Annotated in this window: 17 protein-coding genes; all 17 read left to right on the top strand. The window is 35.0% G+C overall.

Annotation, left to right across the window (positions count from 1 at the left end):
- Position 1: 1 nt before the first annotated feature.
- Positions 2–1,075, top strand: a complete 1,074-nt coding sequence (locus tag B3C16_RS03670) for a DegT/DnrJ/EryC1/StrS family aminotransferase (RefSeq protein WP_291128906.1) — start codon at positions 2–4, stop codon at positions 1,073–1,075.
- Positions 1,075–1,773: a WbqC family protein gene (locus B3C16_RS03665; RefSeq protein ID WP_291128904.1), complete on the top strand. Its 699-nt coding sequence runs from the start codon at positions 1,075–1,077 to the stop codon at positions 1,771–1,773. Before B3C16_RS03670 ends, B3C16_RS03665 begins: the two co-directional genes overlap by 1 nt.
- Positions 1,770–2,405 (top strand): class I SAM-dependent methyltransferase, encoded by a 636-nt coding sequence (locus B3C16_RS03660; protein ID WP_291128901.1) that lies wholly within the window; start codon positions 1,770–1,772, stop codon positions 2,403–2,405. Before B3C16_RS03665 ends, B3C16_RS03660 begins: the two co-directional genes overlap by 4 nt.
- A 5-nt stretch (positions 2,406–2,410) precedes the next feature.
- Entirely contained in the window at positions 2,411–3,064 is a 654-nt protein-coding gene (locus B3C16_RS03655; RefSeq protein WP_291128898.1) for an acetyltransferase, read from the top strand.
- 2 nt (positions 3,065–3,066) lie between these two features.
- Positions 3,067–3,993, top strand: coding sequence for a hypothetical protein (locus tag B3C16_RS03650; RefSeq protein WP_291128895.1), 927 nt, complete (start codon positions 3,067–3,069; stop codon positions 3,991–3,993).
- A gap of 3 nt (positions 3,994–3,996) precedes the next feature.
- On the top strand, positions 3,997–5,787 hold the full coding sequence (locus B3C16_RS03645) for a hypothetical protein (RefSeq protein WP_291128893.1): 1,791 nt from the start codon (positions 3,997–3,999) through the stop codon (positions 5,785–5,787).
- A 71-nt stretch (positions 5,788–5,858) separates the two neighbouring features.
- On the top strand, positions 5,859–6,686 hold the full coding sequence (locus tag B3C16_RS03640) for a phytanoyl-CoA dioxygenase family protein (protein WP_121312964.1): 828 nt from the start codon (positions 5,859–5,861) through the stop codon (positions 6,684–6,686).
- Positions 6,687–7,412, top strand: a complete 726-nt coding sequence (locus tag B3C16_RS03635; protein ID WP_291128890.1) for an FkbM family methyltransferase — start codon at positions 6,687–6,689, stop codon at positions 7,410–7,412.
- A 21-nt stretch (positions 7,413–7,433) separates the two neighbouring features.
- Entirely contained in the window at positions 7,434–8,336 is a 903-nt protein-coding gene (locus tag B3C16_RS03630) for a glycosyltransferase (protein ID WP_291128888.1), read from the top strand.
- Positions 8,333–9,172 carry a glycosyltransferase family 2 protein gene (locus B3C16_RS03625; RefSeq protein ID WP_291128885.1) on the top strand — a complete coding sequence of 280 codons (840 nt, stop codon included), beginning with the start codon at positions 8,333–8,335 and terminating at the stop codon, positions 9,170–9,172. Before B3C16_RS03630 ends, B3C16_RS03625 begins: the two co-directional genes overlap by 4 nt.
- On the top strand, positions 9,172–10,065 hold the full coding sequence (locus tag B3C16_RS03620; protein ID WP_291128882.1) for a glycosyltransferase family 2 protein: 894 nt from the start codon (positions 9,172–9,174) through the stop codon (positions 10,063–10,065). Before B3C16_RS03625 ends, B3C16_RS03620 begins: the two co-directional genes overlap by 1 nt.
- A gap of 24 nt (positions 10,066–10,089) precedes the next feature.
- Positions 10,090–11,016, top strand: a complete 927-nt coding sequence (locus B3C16_RS03615; protein WP_291128879.1) for a glycosyltransferase family 2 protein — start codon at positions 10,090–10,092, stop codon at positions 11,014–11,016.
- A gap of 7 nt (positions 11,017–11,023) precedes the next feature.
- Positions 11,024–12,232, top strand: a complete 1,209-nt coding sequence (locus B3C16_RS03610) for a hypothetical protein (RefSeq protein ID WP_291128876.1) — start codon at positions 11,024–11,026, stop codon at positions 12,230–12,232.
- Positions 12,233–12,393: 161 nt separating this feature from the next.
- On the top strand, positions 12,394–13,401 hold the full coding sequence (locus B3C16_RS03605) for an N-acetylneuraminate synthase family protein (RefSeq protein WP_291128873.1): 1,008 nt from the start codon (positions 12,394–12,396) through the stop codon (positions 13,399–13,401).
- Positions 13,398–14,558, top strand: coding sequence for a UDP-N-acetylglucosamine 2-epimerase (gene neuC, locus B3C16_RS03600; RefSeq protein WP_291128870.1), 1,161 nt, complete (start codon positions 13,398–13,400; stop codon positions 14,556–14,558). Before B3C16_RS03605 ends, neuC begins: the two co-directional genes overlap by 4 nt.
- A complete protein-coding gene (locus B3C16_RS03595) occupies positions 14,558–15,247 on the top strand; it encodes a cytidylyltransferase domain-containing protein (RefSeq protein ID WP_291128867.1) in 690 nt (229 codons plus the stop codon). The genes neuC and B3C16_RS03595 overlap by 1 nt, the downstream gene beginning before the upstream one ends.
- Positions 15,248–15,251: 4 nt before the next feature.
- Positions 15,252–15,884 carry a hypothetical protein gene (locus tag B3C16_RS03590; protein WP_291128864.1) on the top strand — a complete coding sequence of 211 codons (633 nt, stop codon included), beginning with the start codon at positions 15,252–15,254 and terminating at the stop codon, positions 15,882–15,884.

Raw genomic sequence — 15,884 nt, 5'->3', positions numbered from 1 at the left:
AATGATCAACGTTACCAAAACTTTTTTTCCGCCTATTGAAGAATATACCGAACAACTTAAGCGTATATGGGAAAATCAATGGTTAACTAACAGAGGACAATTGGTTTTGGAGTTAGAGGATAAGCTAAAAACGCATCTGAATATTTCCAATATTATTTTGATGAATAATGGTACCATTCCATTACAAATCGCTTTGAAATTATTAGGAAATGGCGGTGAAATCATCACAACACCATTCAGTTACGTGGCTACGACTGCCGCCATCGTTTGGGAAAATTGCACTCCGGTTTTTGTAGACATACATCCGGAATATTTAACTATCGACGAAACCAAAATAGAAGCAGCGATTACCAGCAAAACAACAGCCATATTAGCGACACATGTTTTTGGAAATCCGTGTCATATTGAAGCTATAGAAGCTATTGCCCAAAAGCACCATCTTAAAGTTATTTATGATGCGGCTCATTCTTTTGGGGTAACCTATAAGGACAAGTCTGTTTTTGATTATGGCGATGTAAGTACCTGTAGTTTTCATGCCACCAAACTTTTCCATACCGGTGAAGGCGGTGCCGCATTTTGCAAAGACAAATCATTAGAACATCAGATTTTTTACAGCCATACTTTTGGGCATTTAGGACCAATCGATTATTACGGCGTTGGCATCAACGGTAAGATTTCCGAGTTGCAAGCGGCTATGGGATTGACGGTCTTGCCTTATGTTGCTGCCATAGTGAAAGCCCGAAAAGAAGTGGTTGACTTTTATAATACCCATTTGGATTTTTCAAAACTCCAACCACTAAAAATCAGAGAAAATACGCAGTGGAATTACAGCTATTATCCTGTGATTTTTGAAACTGAAGAGCAATTATTGGCGGTTCAAAAAGCGTTGAATGATAATGATATTTATCCAAGACGTTATTTTTATCCTTCCTTAAATACCATTGAATACACCCAAGGAAATTCAATGCCTATTTCAGAAAGTGTTGCCGAAAGGGTTTTGTGTTTGCCCTTGTATAAGGAATTATCAAGAACAGAAACGGAGAGAATAGTTTCATTAATAAATATCAATTTATAATGAAAGCAGCGATAATGCAGCCTTATTTTTTTCCTTATATTGGCTATTTCCAATTGCTCAATGCGGTGGATACTTTTGTAGTTTATGATGATGTTAATTTTATAAAGAAAGGTTGGGTCAACAGAAACAATATATTGGTTAATGACAAACAATACCTATTCACTATTGCCTTAAAATCCGCGAGTCAGAATAAATTGATTAACCAAATTGAGCTGGATGACAATTCGAATTGGAAAACAGCTTTATTGAAAACGATTCATTTGGCTTATGGAAAGGCTACGTTTTTTGAACAAGTTTTTCCGCTTATCCAAGATATAATTGAACAGCAAGAAACCAATCTTTCAAAATTGATTGTTTATTCTTTGCAGCAAATAAGTAGTTATCTTTCGATTCCAACGACTATTATAATTTCTTCTGATATAGAAAAAGACAATAGTTTAAAAGGACAAGATAAGATTATCGAAATTTGTAAAAAATTAGGTGCAACGAATTACATCAACGCGGTTGGCGGCATGACATTGTATGAGGAAAATGTATTTTTAGAGAACAATATCGTTTTGCAATTTATTAAATCGGATTCGATAGTTTATCCGCAATTTAAGAATGCCTTTATACCTCATTTGTCAATCATTGATGTAATGATGTTTAATGCACCCGAACAGATAAAGTGTTTTCTAGACCAATATGAATTGATATGAAAAAGATATACGGTAAAATCATTGAACACTACGAAAGTTGTCTTGAAAAACATGGCGACAATCACTTAGGTGTTGATTGGCCAAAACTTGAAGACGTAGACAAACGCTACAAAGTAATGTTAGACATTATAAGATTAAATGAAGCCAATGACCACGAAGTGTCTTTATTGGATTTTGGTTGCGGAACAGCCCATCTTTTAGCGTACATTCAGCAGCATAATTTTCAAAACATCGTTTATTCGGGCTTAGATATTTCCCAGAAGTTTGTTGATGTTGCCCAAGAGAAGTATCCGAACAATTCTTTTTATTGTATAGATATTTTAGAAGCGGAAGATAGTCTGGATCATTTTGATTATGTAATTATGAATGGTGTTTTTACTGAAAAAAGAGAATTGTCTTATGCCGAAATGTGGGATTATTTTACCAAGATGATAAGCATCATTCACAACAAATGCAATAAAGGTTTTTCTTTTAATGTGATGTCAAAAAATGTCGATTGGGAAAGAGAAGATTTGTTTCATGTTTCGCATGACGCTTTGAGTCAATTTTTATGTCAAAATCTTACCAGAGATTACGTGATAAGAAATGACTATGGTTTGTATGAGTACACGGTTTATGTTTTAAAAAAATAAGCAATATGGCAAAAGTTATAATTTTCGGAATCCAAGATTTTGCAGAATTGGCACATTATTATCTCGAAAATGATTCGAAACATGAGGTAGTTGCCTTTAGCGTTCACGAAAAATATTTACCCGAAAATCATTTGTTTCATGGCTTACCTATAGTAGCATTTGAAAATATTGAAAAAGAGTATGCTCCGACAGCGTTCAAGTTTTTTGCCCCAATGGCGCCTCAAGACATGAACAAACTCAGAGAAAGTGTTTATAATACTATCAAAGCTAAAGGCTATGAGTTGATTAGTTATGTAAGTAGCAAAGCCACTTTGTTCAATAATCCGATAGGTGATAATTGTTTTATTTTGGAAAACAATACCATTCAACCTTTTACCTCCATTGGGAACAATGTAATTTTATGGAGCGGTAATCATATTGGTCATCATTCTGTGATTAAAGACCATGTAATGTTTACTTCTCAAGTAGTTTTATCAGGGCATTGTGTAGTGGAAAGTTATGCTACTTTGGGCGTGAATGCTACCATTAGAGACGGAATAACTATTGCGGAAGGAACTTTTGTAGCCATGGCTGCCAGTATTATTAAAAATACAGAACCTTGGTCTATGTACAAAGGAAATCCGGCGGTGAAATCCGAAAAATCGACTAAAAGTTTATAACCATGTGGAACAAGAAAGGATTAATTTACAACGTAAAGGCTGAACATGATTGGAACAAAAGTCATGCTCAAGTTCCTGTTGCCGATGTCCTTTTCGACAGAATCAGAATTTATTATGCTACCAGAAATTCGTTGGGAAAAAGTACTATTTCTTTCATCGAAGTAGCTAAAAATAATCCGAGCCAAATTCTATTTGAAAACAACCAACCTTTATTGCCTTTTGGAAATCTCGGCGCCTTTGACGATTCGGGTATCATGCCTTCTTCTATAATTAATGTTGGGAATAAAAAGTATTTGTATTACATCGGTTGGACGACAAGACAAACCGTTCCGTTTCAAAATGCTGTCGGATTAGCGATAAGTGAAGATGGCGGGAAAACCTTCCATAAATTTTCCGAAGGACCAATTATTACCGTTAATCATATTGAACCTTATTTTTCGGGTACTTCGTATGTTATGATTGATAATGGAGTGTTTAAAATGTGGTATTTGTCTTGTGTCAAATGGGAGATTTTTGAAGACAAACCGGAACCTATTTATAATATAAAATATGCTGAATCTCCGGATGGTATTCATTGGAAGCAAACCGGAAAAGTAGCCATTGCCTTAAAGGAAGACGAAGGCGGTTTGGTCAGTGCATCAGTAATCAAGACCGATAATATTTATAAAATGTGGTTTGGCAAGAGAAAGAAAAGCGATTACAGAACCAACTCAAAGAATTCTTATCGTATCGGTTATGCCGAATCAACTGATGGAATGAATTGGGAACGAAAAGATAATTTATCAGGAATTGATGTTTCGGCTGAAGGTTGGGATTCTGAAATGATTTCTTATCCATGTGTTTTTAAAAACGAAAGCGAATTGGGTATGTTTTACAATGGCAATGGGTTTGGAAAAACCGGACTTGGCTATGCCCTTTGGCAAGAATAATTTATGAAGACCCTAAAAAATAGTATTTTGAAGTTTATAAGCCAATGGAAGACCTACAATTGGAAAGCCATTTTAATTTATGTAGCAATTGCAAGTGCCATGCTTCAATTACTCTATATAGTTTGTGATTTTCAGCATCCTGTATTCAGAAGATTTATCAATAAAATTTCTTTGTCTTTTTTCTTTATTTCTACTCTTTTACTCACAGTAATTTTAACCTATAAAAGAATTAGTAGTTGGTTGTCAGTCTCTGTAAACCCACAATTGATGGTCATTACCAGAAAAGGGTATGCTATCCTTTGCCTTTTTTCTGCTGTTCAACATTTCTCTTTAATTAAATACGGCTTAGAACCTTATAATTTACTGCTTTTAGGAAGAGAAGTACCAAGTACAGAATCTTATCTCTTGTCCTTCTTTTACATAATCTCTTTATTGATGTTATTGGTTGGCTACAGAATCAGACTGGCTTGGATATTAATTTTTGTGTTAGGCGGTTTGGTTATTCCTTTTTCCTTAGAGATATTTCTAAAAAACATTTTTAATTTTTATGCTATTTTTATTTCGGTAGACTTATGGAAAGGCAAGAAAACGAATGAAGGCTCATGGGCAATTGTTTTGATGTGTCTTTCCGCTTCGGTATTGATGACCGCTGCCGGATTACACAAACTTTTAGGGCCGGTATGGCAAGAAGGTTTAGGATTTTACTATTCTCTGAATATTTCATTTTTTCCGGACAGGTATCTTTGGGATCTATTGGATTATAAGGGCTTAATGTATTTTTTTAATTGGTCAACCATCATTATCGAGGTAATTGCGCTTCCTTTATTTTTATTTAAAAGAGCTTGGTCTTTGGTTATTTGGTGTTTTCTCGGATTGGCATTATTTCTAACCTTTGCCATGTCAGGAATTGGAATTATGGGCGGGCCAATTGTTTTCTGTATGATATTATTGTTCTTGTCTTTAACCAATATACCGGTTAAGTTAAGCCGATTTTTTTTTAAGAAAAATAATAAAGTTGAAGATTTCACAAAACCCAAAGCCAAATATTCAGTGTTGAGTTCTGTAGGTGTTGGAATGGTTATTTTTTGGTATACTATTTTGTCCTGTTCTCATGATTTGTACAGAGATTACAGATTAAAGAAATTAAACAATCCGGCGCAGTTTGGTAATTTTAAGAATACCCAATTGCCCAAAACCGTTCCTCAAAACGCAATAACCTACAGATTGAGTTACATCGATAGGGTTTTTATAGCACCGATACAACCTTATAAGTTTTGGAAATTTACATGGTCCATATCTTTGTTTAATTATCACCATCTGTTTGATAGACTTTATTTTAAAGTTATCTTTACTGATTATGATAACAAACAAGTAGAAATAATTAATTACTTTGATGAAGACGGTGCCATTAGCGAAAACCATCCGTTAATTGGGAATGAAAGATTTATATTGAGTTGTTTTAGAATGATGGATGCAGTAAGATCTGAACCTTTTTTATCGAGTTCTACATTAAATTTACCCATGGAAAAGGAATTGCAAGGGATTGTGATGTATTCGCTTGACAATCAAAATAGAAATCGATACAAGAGCGCAACGATATATGTAAAACAGATGCACCAGCCTTTTAAGTATGAAGGTAATTCAAAACCTTGGAAGCAAGAACCTTGGATTGAGTTTTACAATTTAAACTTGAAAGATAAAAAAGGTAAAATTGTGAATAAACTAAGCACTTATGAGTATGAAAAATTGGAAATTGAGGCTTTTAAGAAAAAAATTATTGTGCCCAATTTTTAAGTAAGACAAATGATTTTGGAGAAGATGTTTAGGAATAAGTTGAATCAAATTAAAATTGTTTTTTTTGAATTATGAAAGAGGAAATTGAATTTTTTAATAAAAACGGATACCTGATTTTGGAGAATTTTTTTCCTAAACAAGCGATTGAAGCAGTTTTAAAAGACGCGAAAAATGTTTTTTTAAGGCAGTTTATAGAAAAAAAATATGTTGCACAATGTGTTTTAGAAGAGATTAACGAAGCCCAATTCAACAGTTTTTTATATCGTTTGTTTGAAGACGATTTAGAGTGTCTTTCCAATTGCGGTAAACAAGCGCAGCATTTGATTAGCCTACACACTTTGTCTCTTGATACTAAAATTGTGGAACTGCTCAAAAAAATGGGACTGAAAACACCCATTGTCAGCACCAGACCTGTTTTGTATTTTAATCATCCTAAGTTAGCCAAACAAAAAGTATTTCATACCGTCGATGCCCATCAGGATTGGAGAAGTATGCAAGGGTCGTTGAATTCTGTTGTGATTTGGATACCCTTAGTTGATATCAATAAAGAATTGGGCGCCTTAGAAGTATTGCCTAAAAGTCATTTGGACGGATTAAGAACAGATCATATTGAAAATGGTTTCGGTATGGTGGTTTTAAGCGAAGCCGAAAAAGAAAAATTAATTTCTGTAGAACTTAATGCCGGTGACGCCTTACTTTTTTCTTCTTTTTTAATTCACCAAAGCGGCGATAACATCACCAATAATCCCAGATGGAGTTGCCATTTCAGGTACAATGATTTAGAGGATTCGTCTTTTATCCAAAGAAAATTTGCGCATCCTTATATTTATAAACCAATGGAAGAATTGATTACAAAAGACTTCCCGTCAATAGATGACCTATCAAAAATTTACTCATAAATGAACACTGAAGAAAAGAAATACAGCGAAGTAGAAGTTCGTGGAATAGACTTTAAATTAATGACTTATACCCGTTCACTTGAGCTATGCGCCAGAATGAATTATGAAACCGAGAACCTGGATTTTATTGATACCATAAAACCCAATCAAGTGCTGTATGATTTAGGTGCTTGCGAAGGCCGTTTTTCTTTATACGCCGCTTTAAAAGGCGTTAGAGTAGTGTCGTTTGAACCGGAAGCCAAAAATTTCTCTGTTTTTTCACAAAATATAGCAATCAACAATATTGGCGAAGATAGACTTAAAGCCATAAACGCAGGAGTTGGAGCCAATAATGGAAAAGCGATTATCAACATTGGACAACCTTGGGAAGGCGGACATCAGAAAGTGGTTGAGCATGGCGAAATTCGTAATGATTTGAACTTCAATTTTGTTGAAAATCAAGAGATTCAGTTGATTTCTATTGACAGCTTTGTGGAAGAAGGAATTTATCCGGCACCCAATTATCTAAAGATTGATATCGATGGTTCTGAAATGCCTTTTTTAATTGGTGCTGCTAAAACGCTGAAAAGTAAAGAACTAAAAGGAATTATTTTTGAATTGAATGAAATCGATCCTAATTTTAAAAGTATAATTTCGCTTTTGAATGAGAATGGATTTGTAGAAGATAAAAGATTCAATGTTCCCAACGAACCCAATCTTTTCAACATACTATTTGTAAAAAGATAATTTTTAGAGATCACTACAGTAATGAAAAGTCAGGATTTGGATTTGGAAGTTGAAAATAATAGAAACCCTTTTGTAGCAGTATGGATGGTGACTTATAATCATGAATCTTATATTGTACAGGCCATGGAGTCTATTGTAATGCAACAAACCAATTTTGATTTTAAACTGTATATTGGCGATGACTGTTCCACAGATACTACCAGAAAACTGCTTCAGGAATATAAAGCGAAATACCCTGATACAATCGAATTAATATTACACGAAAAAAACTTAGGCGCTAGTCCTAACGGGATTTTTATGTACCAACATTGTATTGAAACCGGAGCAAAATATATTGCCTTGTGTGAAGGAGATGATTATTGGACTGATCCATTAAAGCTACAAAAACAAGTTGATTTTTTGGAAGCCAACCAAGACTGCAATATTTGCTTTACCCGAGCTAATATGTTGAAAGATGCTGAATTGAAATTACATAAAGTGCCCAAGCCATTTAATACTGTTCCTTTTTCTTATGAAGAATTGTTGCGGTATTATAATTTTATTACAACCGCCAGTGTAATGTTCAGGAATCAAGAAAATTTGATTATTCCTGACTGGATTACTACTTTGCCTTTCGGAGATTTAGGAGTATATAAAGTGGTAAGTCAGCAAAAAAAGATTGCCTGTATAGATGAAGTTATGAGCGTGTATCGCATTCATGGTGACGGCATTTGGTCGAAAGTGAAACCCGTAGAAGCAGAAAATAAATACCTGCTTTTTTACAAAAAGATTTATTTTTATCTTACGGAAAAGGAGAAATTAATAGTCTCTCAAAAAATCAAAAAGTCTTTGTCTAATGTGTCGAATTATAAATATCCTTCCCAAAAAATAGCAAGGAAATTGCATTTGTTTTTTAATTTGATAAAATCTTATCGATACCTATGAATCCTGTGCTTAGTATCATTATTCCGTGCTATAATTCTGAAGCCACTTTAGAAGCTACTTTGGAATCCGTCGTTGCGCAAAATTTCCAAAAATGGGAAGCCATAATTGTCAATGATGGTTCAACCGATACCACAGAAGCTATCGCTTTAAGTTGGGTGAAAAAGGACGACAGATTTAAATATTTTACCAAATCCAATGAAGGTTTAGGCAAAACCCGCAATTTTGGAATTGAAAAAGCGCAAGGAACCTACATCTTACCTTTGGATTCAGATAATCTGTTGATGGCAGATTTTGCTAAAGAGGCCATCACTGTTTTTGAAGCAAATAACAATATTGGAGTGGTTTACGGACATGCCGCCTATTTCGGAGAAAAGCAAGGTCTTTGGGAAGTTGAACCTTACGATTTCAAAAAAATATTGGCCGCCAATTATATTGATGCTTGTGCCATTTACAAAAAGCAGTTGTGGGTTGAGGTTGGTGGTTATGATGAAAATATGCCCTATCAAGGCCATGAAGATTGGGATTTTTGGATAGCTTTAGGAGTTTTAAATGTTCAATTCCATCATTTAAACAAAATCACTTTCCGATATTATGTCTCCAAAAAGTCCATGATCAGATCGTTCACAGAAGCGATGCAACAAGCCAACAACGACTATATATTTAAAAAGTACAGTGAACAATGTCAACAATATTATTTGGATCTTTTTTTACTGTATAAAAAAACGGAAACCCATCACGCAGCCCAATTAAAAAGTGAGAAATTTGTAATCGATTTATTTTGTAAAACCTTTTTTGGTTTTTCTATATTTGGATTGTATAAAACTAAAAAACAGTAATGTTAGCCATCGTCATTCCGTATTTCAAACTCGCTTTTTTTGAGGAAACCCTAGCTTCGTTGGCCAGCCAAACGGACCAGCGTTTTACAGTTTATATAGGTGATGATGCGAGTCCGGAAACCCCCAAAGATATGTTGGCTAAATTCAAAGATAAGTTCCAATGGGTTTACCATCGTTTTGATGATAATTTGGGTGGGAAAGCTTTGGTCAAACAATGGGAACGATGCATTTCGCTTACTAAAAACGAGGAATGGCTCATGATTTTAGGCGATGATGATTACTTAACTGATACGGTTGTAGAGCAGTTTTATGCTCAACTTCCTCAATTTCTTTCTAAAACCAATTTGGTTCGATTTGCCTCACAAACTATAGTAGAGGAAACCAAGCACAAAGCCGCAGTATGTAACAATCCGATTTGGGAAAGCGCTACCGATTCTTATTTTAGAAAGCTGATGAAAATTTCCAGAAGTTCACTTTCAGAATATATATTTTTGAAAAGTGCCTTTGAAAAGCACCGATTTTACAATTATCCATTGGCTTGGAATAGTGATGATAGGGCATGGCTCGATTTTGCTGAAGATAAACCAATTTATTCCATCAACGAAAGTGTAGTTTGTGTCCGTTTATCGGGTTTGAATATTACCGGTAAAAAAGATAACTTACCGCTGAAAAGCAATTCTCTTGTTGCCTTTTATACTTTTTTGATTGAAAAAAAACTAAACTATTATACCAAATACCAACGGATCAAAATACTCAGAAAGTATCAAGAAGAACTAAAGAAAATCAGACCATTGCAATTTAAAGATTGGGGGTTTTTAGGGTGGCATTATTTAACCAACCTGAATAGGAGCACCATAAATGAATTTTTCAAGAAAAGAGTATCCAACAAATAAGCCAATGTTTTTAACCATAACAGCATGAACGGAGTAAAAGTAACCATAATCATGGCAACCTATAACAGGGCCAATTTTATCTTGGAGACTTTGCTGTCCATTCAAAATCAGACGTTTTCCGATTGGGAATGTCTCATTATTGATGATGGCGGAACGGATAACACAGCCGAAGTTATCGCACCTATTCTCAGTCAGGACAAGCGTTTTCAGTTTTTAAAACGTTCCGATAAGTACGTAAAAGGTTTGCCGGGTTGTAGAAATTATGGTTTAGATTTGGCGAAAGGTGAATGTATTATCTTTTTTGATGACGATGATCTTCCGCATCCGCAAAATTTAGAATTGTGTGTTTCTGAATTGGCTGATACCAATATTTATTTTTGTCGTTATATCCGAAATGTCTTTTTTGGTGTTTTTGATTATCAATTTGATTTTTCCAAAGATTACACCTCATTTTACATCGACCAGAATGATGTAGAAGCGATGATTAAGAATGAACTTCCTTTTAATTCTTGCGCTGTAATGTGGAAAAAAGAATGCTTTGAGCACAATAGGTTTGAAGAACATTTGATGTATGCGGAAGAATGGGAATTGTACTCCAGAATTGTTTCTTCAGGATACAAAGGGATTTCCATTGACAAATGCTTGTTCTATGGCCGTAAACATCCTGAATCAAACACAGGAGAGTTTTATAATCATAACCCGATTAGAAGAGAATCTTATGTTAATGCAATATTGTTGGTAATAAAAAATTTGAAAGAAAAGAAATTATTGTCTTATGCTATTGTCCGTTATTTTATGGCTATTTCAATAAATTTTAAAGAGTATGCTTTATTTGAAAAAATTTTAACTATCCTTGAACTGTCCAAGATAGATCAACTCAAATGGCGTTTTTTTTATGTTATTTTGCCGGTAAGGTTAAGTTTTTACAGGATTAGGAAAGCCTTAAAATAAAAAACAAATGAAAATTTTAATAATCGAGCAAGATTTAAGAGTGTCCGGAACCAGTCAGGGTATCATTTCTCGCTCCTTTTTATACCGATTAAGAAACGCTCATCCCAATGCGATTATTAATGTAGTTTATCTTAAAAGTCAGCCGAGTGATGATCAATTGCATTTATTACCTGTTGATTCCATAGAAAGCCACGTTTTAAACTTAAAAATTCCTTTTTTAACCAAATTAATTAATAAATTTTATTGGCGATTGTTTGGCGTTTCATTAGCCATAGAACACATTAATAAGGTTTATGGTTCTTACATTGGAAAGATTGATTATCAAGGGTATGACCATATTTTTATCAGAAGTGCCGGTTTGGCTCATGAAACAATTTTAGGGTGTAAAAATCTTCCGATATTAAAAAAGGCCATTGTTAATTTTCACGATCCATATCCGATTTTTTGGTATGTCGGAACAACAAAAGAGCTAACCAATTTAGAATTGTTTCAAATGAAATCGATGCAAAAAGTGGTTTCTCAAGCCAAAACCTGTATGAGTTCCGCCAATGCAATGGCAAAAGACATGCAGTTTTTGTATGGTTCGAGAAAGAAGTTTTACAGCTTGCCTCATCAATATTGTGAAAGTGTTTTTGATTTATCAGATACTGATAAGGCCTTAAAAAAAGGTAAAGCCATAACCATAGCCTATCATGGTGCGATTCAATTTGGCAGAAATATAGAAAACCTTTTAGATGCTTATGAAGCATTGGTTCATAGTAATTCAATCTACAGTGAAAAAACTGAGTTTATCTTGAGATTAAAAGGAATTGATCTCAAAAAACTTGCAGAACGATATGCTAAAACACCCAACATTGTTATTTTAGATACTTTGAATTTTTCCAATTCATGCTATGAACAAACCCATGTTGCCGATATCAATATCATCTTAGAAAACGGTCCGTTATATTGTAATATTCTAGTGGGTAAAGCACCGTTTTTAGCCTCTTTTAACAAACCGGTATTGTCTATTTCTCCTCAAGTGAGTGAATTGAGAACTATTATTAAAGACGAAAAGTATATTGCCACTATGGATGATAAAAAGGAAATACAAGATAAGTTGGAACAACTTATTCTCTCCAGGATAAAGTCTGATGAACCGGTTTATCCATTCGGAGATTATTTTAGCGATGCCAATTTTAAATTGAGACTGAATGAAATACTCCAAGATAAATAGCGTCTGAATCAAAAGTGTTATTTTTGACTCTAGCAAAATGTTGTATCCACCAAAGGAATTAACATAAACAGCATTTAATATTTACCCCAAATTAAAGCACGTAAAATTATAGCGTAAAGCATAAAAATACTTATTTTTACTTCCGTTACAACCTTTTTTTAATGAACAACAAACCTTATTTAATAGCCGAAATTGCGCAAGCTCACGATGGAAGTTTGGGAATTTTGCATTCCTATATTGAAGCCGTGGCACAGACCGGTGTTCAGGCAATTAAATTCCAAATGCACATAGCCGAAGCGGAAAGTAGTATTCATGAACCTTTTCGCGTGAAATTTTCCAAAGAAGATGCCACGCGTTATGACTATTGGAAACGAATGGAATTCACCTTAGAACAATGGAAAAACATCAAAAAACATTGTGACGATGTGGGTTTGGATTTTATTTGTTCGCCATTCAGTAATTTAGCCGTGGATTGGCTGGAGGAAGTTGGCGTTCATACTTATAAAGTAGGTTCAGGAGAAGTCAATAATTTTCTTTTACTCGAAAAAATTACCCAAACCGGAAAGCCAATCATCATTTCGTCAGGGATGAGCAGTTTTGCCGAATTAGATAAAACGGTTGACTTTCTGAAAAGTAAAAAGGCGGATTTCTCCATTTTGCAATGCACCACAGCTTATCCGACAAAACCGGAACAATTCGGACTGAATGTGATTTCGGAATTAAAAGAAAGGTATAAAGTGACCATTGGTTTTTCAGACCATTCAGCTAAAATTTCAACCGGAATTGCCGCTGTAGTGCTTGGTGCCGAGATACTTGAATTTCATGTGGTTTTTAACCGTTCGATGTTTGGCCCTGATGCGATTGCGTCATTGACCTTAGAAGAAACCAAACAACTGGTGGAAGCAGTAAATGAAATTCATGTAGCCCAAAATAACCCAATCAATAAAAACAGCAATGAAGATTTCAGAGAACTTAAAAGCATCTTTGAAAAATCATTGGCCATCAATAAAAATTTACCACAAGGTCATATCCTGACTTTTGCGGATTTAGAAAGTAAAAAGCCCAAAGGGTACGGCATTTCCGCAGCCGATTTTGAAAAAGTAATCGGAAGACAATTGAATACCAATATGTCCCAATGGGATTTTTTGAATGAAGAAGACTTAGCATGAGCAACACCAGAAAAATAGCTGTCGTTATTACAGCCAGACCATCTTATAGCCGAGTTAAAACCGTTTTAACCGCTATCAAAAAACACCCTGAATTAGAGTTGCAACTCATTGTCGCGGCTTCTGCTTTGCTCGACCGATACGGAAGTGCGGTGAATTATATAGAGAAAGACGGTTTCGAAATTGCCGCCAAAGTGTTTAATGTCTTAGAAGGTGAAAACCTAACTGCAGCAGCCAAAACCACCGGAATCGGAATTCTTGAATTGTCTACTGTTTTTGACAATCTTCGTCCCGATATTGTAGTAACCGTTGCCGATAGATTTGAAACGATGGCGACTGCGATTTCCGCTTCTTATATGAATATTCCTTTGGCACACATACAAGGTGGCGAAGTAACCGGAAATATTGATGAGAAAGTTAGACACGCTATTACCAAATTAGCCGATTATCATTTTGTAGCTTCCGAAAATGCCAAACAAAGGGTCATTCAATTGGGTGAAAATGAATCGCTCGTTTTCAATACGGGTTGTCCGTCCATCGACATTGCGCAAGAAGTTGCCAAAAATAATGCACTAACGTTCAATCCTTATGAAAAATATGGAGGTGTTGGTTCGCAACCTGATTTGAGTAACGGCTACATCGTCGTGATGCAACATCCGGTGACCAACGAATACCAAGATTCCAGAAAACACATAGAAGCGACTTTAAGAGCGATTCAAAAAATAAATAAGCCAACGCTTTGGTTTTGGCCCAATGTAGATGCCGGAGCCGATGGAACTTCGACCGGAATTCGTTCGTTTCGAGAGAAATATGAAATGAGTAATGTTCACTTTTTCAAAAACATGGAAGGTGATGATTTTTTAAATTTATTGCATTCTTCTCTTTGTTTGGTCGGGAATTCGAGCGTAGGAATTCGAGAGTGTGCTTATCTTGGCGTTCCGACAATCAATATCGGTTCGCGCCAAAACCGTCGTGACCGTGGTCAAAATGTAGTGGATGTAAGTTATGCAGAAGAAGAAATTGTAACAGCAATTGCAACCCTTTTAACCAAAAACGAAAGACCAAAATCTGATATTTATGGCGGAGGCGACGCCGGAATTAAAATAGCGCAACTACTCAAAGATTTGCCTTTGCAGTTTCATAAAACAATCACCTATTAATGAGAATATTAGGATTAATACCGGCTCGTGGTGGTTCGAAAGGCGTTCCTAAAAAAAACATCAAATTATTGGGTAGAAAACCCTTGATTGAATACACCATAGATTCTGCGAAAGAATCAACCATGTTAACACAAATAGTGGTTTCTACAGACAACGAAGAAATTGCAATAGCCGCTGAAGTTTACGGTTGTAAACCACCATTTATTCGTCCGGCGGAATTGGCTGAAGACACTTCAACTTCACTCGAGGTAGTGCAACACGCTATCGCTTTTTTTGAAGCTCAAAATATCTTTTTTGATGCCGTTTGTTTGTTGCAACCGACCAGTCCGTTTCGCGAAAAAGGCTGTATAGACAAAGCCATTTCGCAATTTATCAATACCAATGCTGATTGTTTGGTCAGTGTTTTACCGATACCGTTGGAATACAATCCACATTGGGCGTTTGAAGAAACCGAAAATGGTTTGTTGAAAATTGCCACCGGAGAAACAACTATTATTCCCCGAAGACAAGCATTGCCCAAAGCATTTCACCGTGATGGTTCTATCTATGTAAGTAAAACGGAAGTGATCAAAAACGGAAGTCTTTACGGAAATAAAATAGCCTTTCTTGAAAGTAATCCTGAATTTCACGTAAATATCGACACTATGGAAGATTGGGAAAAGGCAGAAAAATTACTAAACAAATTATAACCTAATGAGTAATAAAGATATTGCAGTAACCACGTTTAAATATTTTTCCGGTCTGGAAGGAAACCAACACATTGCCTCTGAATTTGCCTTGAAAACGATAGTGGATATTGTTGACAAATACAAAACCGAAAATGTATTAGAATTAGGACTAGGAATCGGTTCTATTGCTTATTGTATTCAGGATTTTTATCAAAAGCAGCATCGAAAATTGAATTACGTAGGCACTGAAGCCAACGAGTTTTGTTTAAATGCCTTGGCCAAATATTTAAAAGAGTATTATTCAAAAGTTCAAATTTTCAATACGTTAAAAGATATTGAAACGACTCAAAAATTTGATTTAATCATTATTGACGGTACCGATGAACATGTGTTGAAAATCAAAAATATGATTACCAATAATGGCATCATCATCATAGAAGGCGACAGAATTCCGCAATTAAATATCATCAGAGAGATTTTTCCTAAATCATTGTACACCAGAGTGATTTCAAATTATAAAAGTCCGGATTACGGACCTTTTCCTTCTGACACTTATTCCGGTGGATTGCAACTGATTTTTACCAATCCAACGTTGAAACAACAGATAGATTATGCGGTTTATAAAATCAAAACGGCTATTAATTATAGAATAAGATAA

The organism is Flavobacterium sp. UBA7682 (genome assembly GCF_002482945.1).
Lineage (GTDB): Bacteria > Bacteroidota > Bacteroidia > Flavobacteriales > Flavobacteriaceae > Flavobacterium.
This window is presented reverse-complemented; position numbering and strand designations above follow the sequence as displayed.

Bases quoted from the DNA above. Each gene is read 5' to 3' on its own strand.
- B3C16_RS03670 (WP_291128906.1), top strand. From the start codon at position 2: ATGATCAACGTTACCAAAACTTTTTTTCCGCCTATTGAAGAATATACC.
- B3C16_RS03665 (WP_291128904.1), top strand. From the start codon at position 1,075: ATGAAAGCAGCGATAATGCAGCCTTATTTTTTTCCTTATATTGGCTAT.
- B3C16_RS03660 (WP_291128901.1), top strand. From the start codon at position 1,770: ATGAAAAAGATATACGGTAAAATCATTGAACACTACGAAAGTTGTCTT.
- B3C16_RS03655 (WP_291128898.1), top strand. From the start codon at position 2,411: ATGGCAAAAGTTATAATTTTCGGAATCCAAGATTTTGCAGAATTGGCA.
- B3C16_RS03650 (WP_291128895.1), top strand. From the start codon at position 3,067: ATGTGGAACAAGAAAGGATTAATTTACAACGTAAAGGCTGAACATGAT.
- B3C16_RS03645 (WP_291128893.1), top strand. From the start codon at position 3,997: ATGAAGACCCTAAAAAATAGTATTTTGAAGTTTATAAGCCAATGGAAG.
- B3C16_RS03640 (WP_121312964.1), top strand. From the start codon at position 5,859: ATGAAAGAGGAAATTGAATTTTTTAATAAAAACGGATACCTGATTTTG.
- B3C16_RS03635 (WP_291128890.1), top strand. From the start codon at position 6,687: ATGAACACTGAAGAAAAGAAATACAGCGAAGTAGAAGTTCGTGGAATA.
- B3C16_RS03630 (WP_291128888.1), top strand. From the start codon at position 7,434: ATGAAAAGTCAGGATTTGGATTTGGAAGTTGAAAATAATAGAAACCCT.
- B3C16_RS03625 (WP_291128885.1), top strand. From the start codon at position 8,333: ATGAATCCTGTGCTTAGTATCATTATTCCGTGCTATAATTCTGAAGCC.
- B3C16_RS03620 (WP_291128882.1), top strand. From the start codon at position 9,172: ATGTTAGCCATCGTCATTCCGTATTTCAAACTCGCTTTTTTTGAGGAA.
- B3C16_RS03615 (WP_291128879.1), top strand. From the start codon at position 10,090: ATGAACGGAGTAAAAGTAACCATAATCATGGCAACCTATAACAGGGCC.
- B3C16_RS03610 (WP_291128876.1), top strand. From the start codon at position 11,024: ATGAAAATTTTAATAATCGAGCAAGATTTAAGAGTGTCCGGAACCAGT.
- B3C16_RS03605 (WP_291128873.1), top strand. From the start codon at position 12,394: ATGAACAACAAACCTTATTTAATAGCCGAAATTGCGCAAGCTCACGAT.
- neuC (WP_291128870.1), top strand. From the start codon at position 13,398: ATGAGCAACACCAGAAAAATAGCTGTCGTTATTACAGCCAGACCATCT.
- B3C16_RS03595 (WP_291128867.1), top strand. From the start codon at position 14,558: ATGAGAATATTAGGATTAATACCGGCTCGTGGTGGTTCGAAAGGCGTT.
- B3C16_RS03590 (WP_291128864.1), top strand. From the start codon at position 15,252: ATGAGTAATAAAGATATTGCAGTAACCACGTTTAAATATTTTTCCGGT.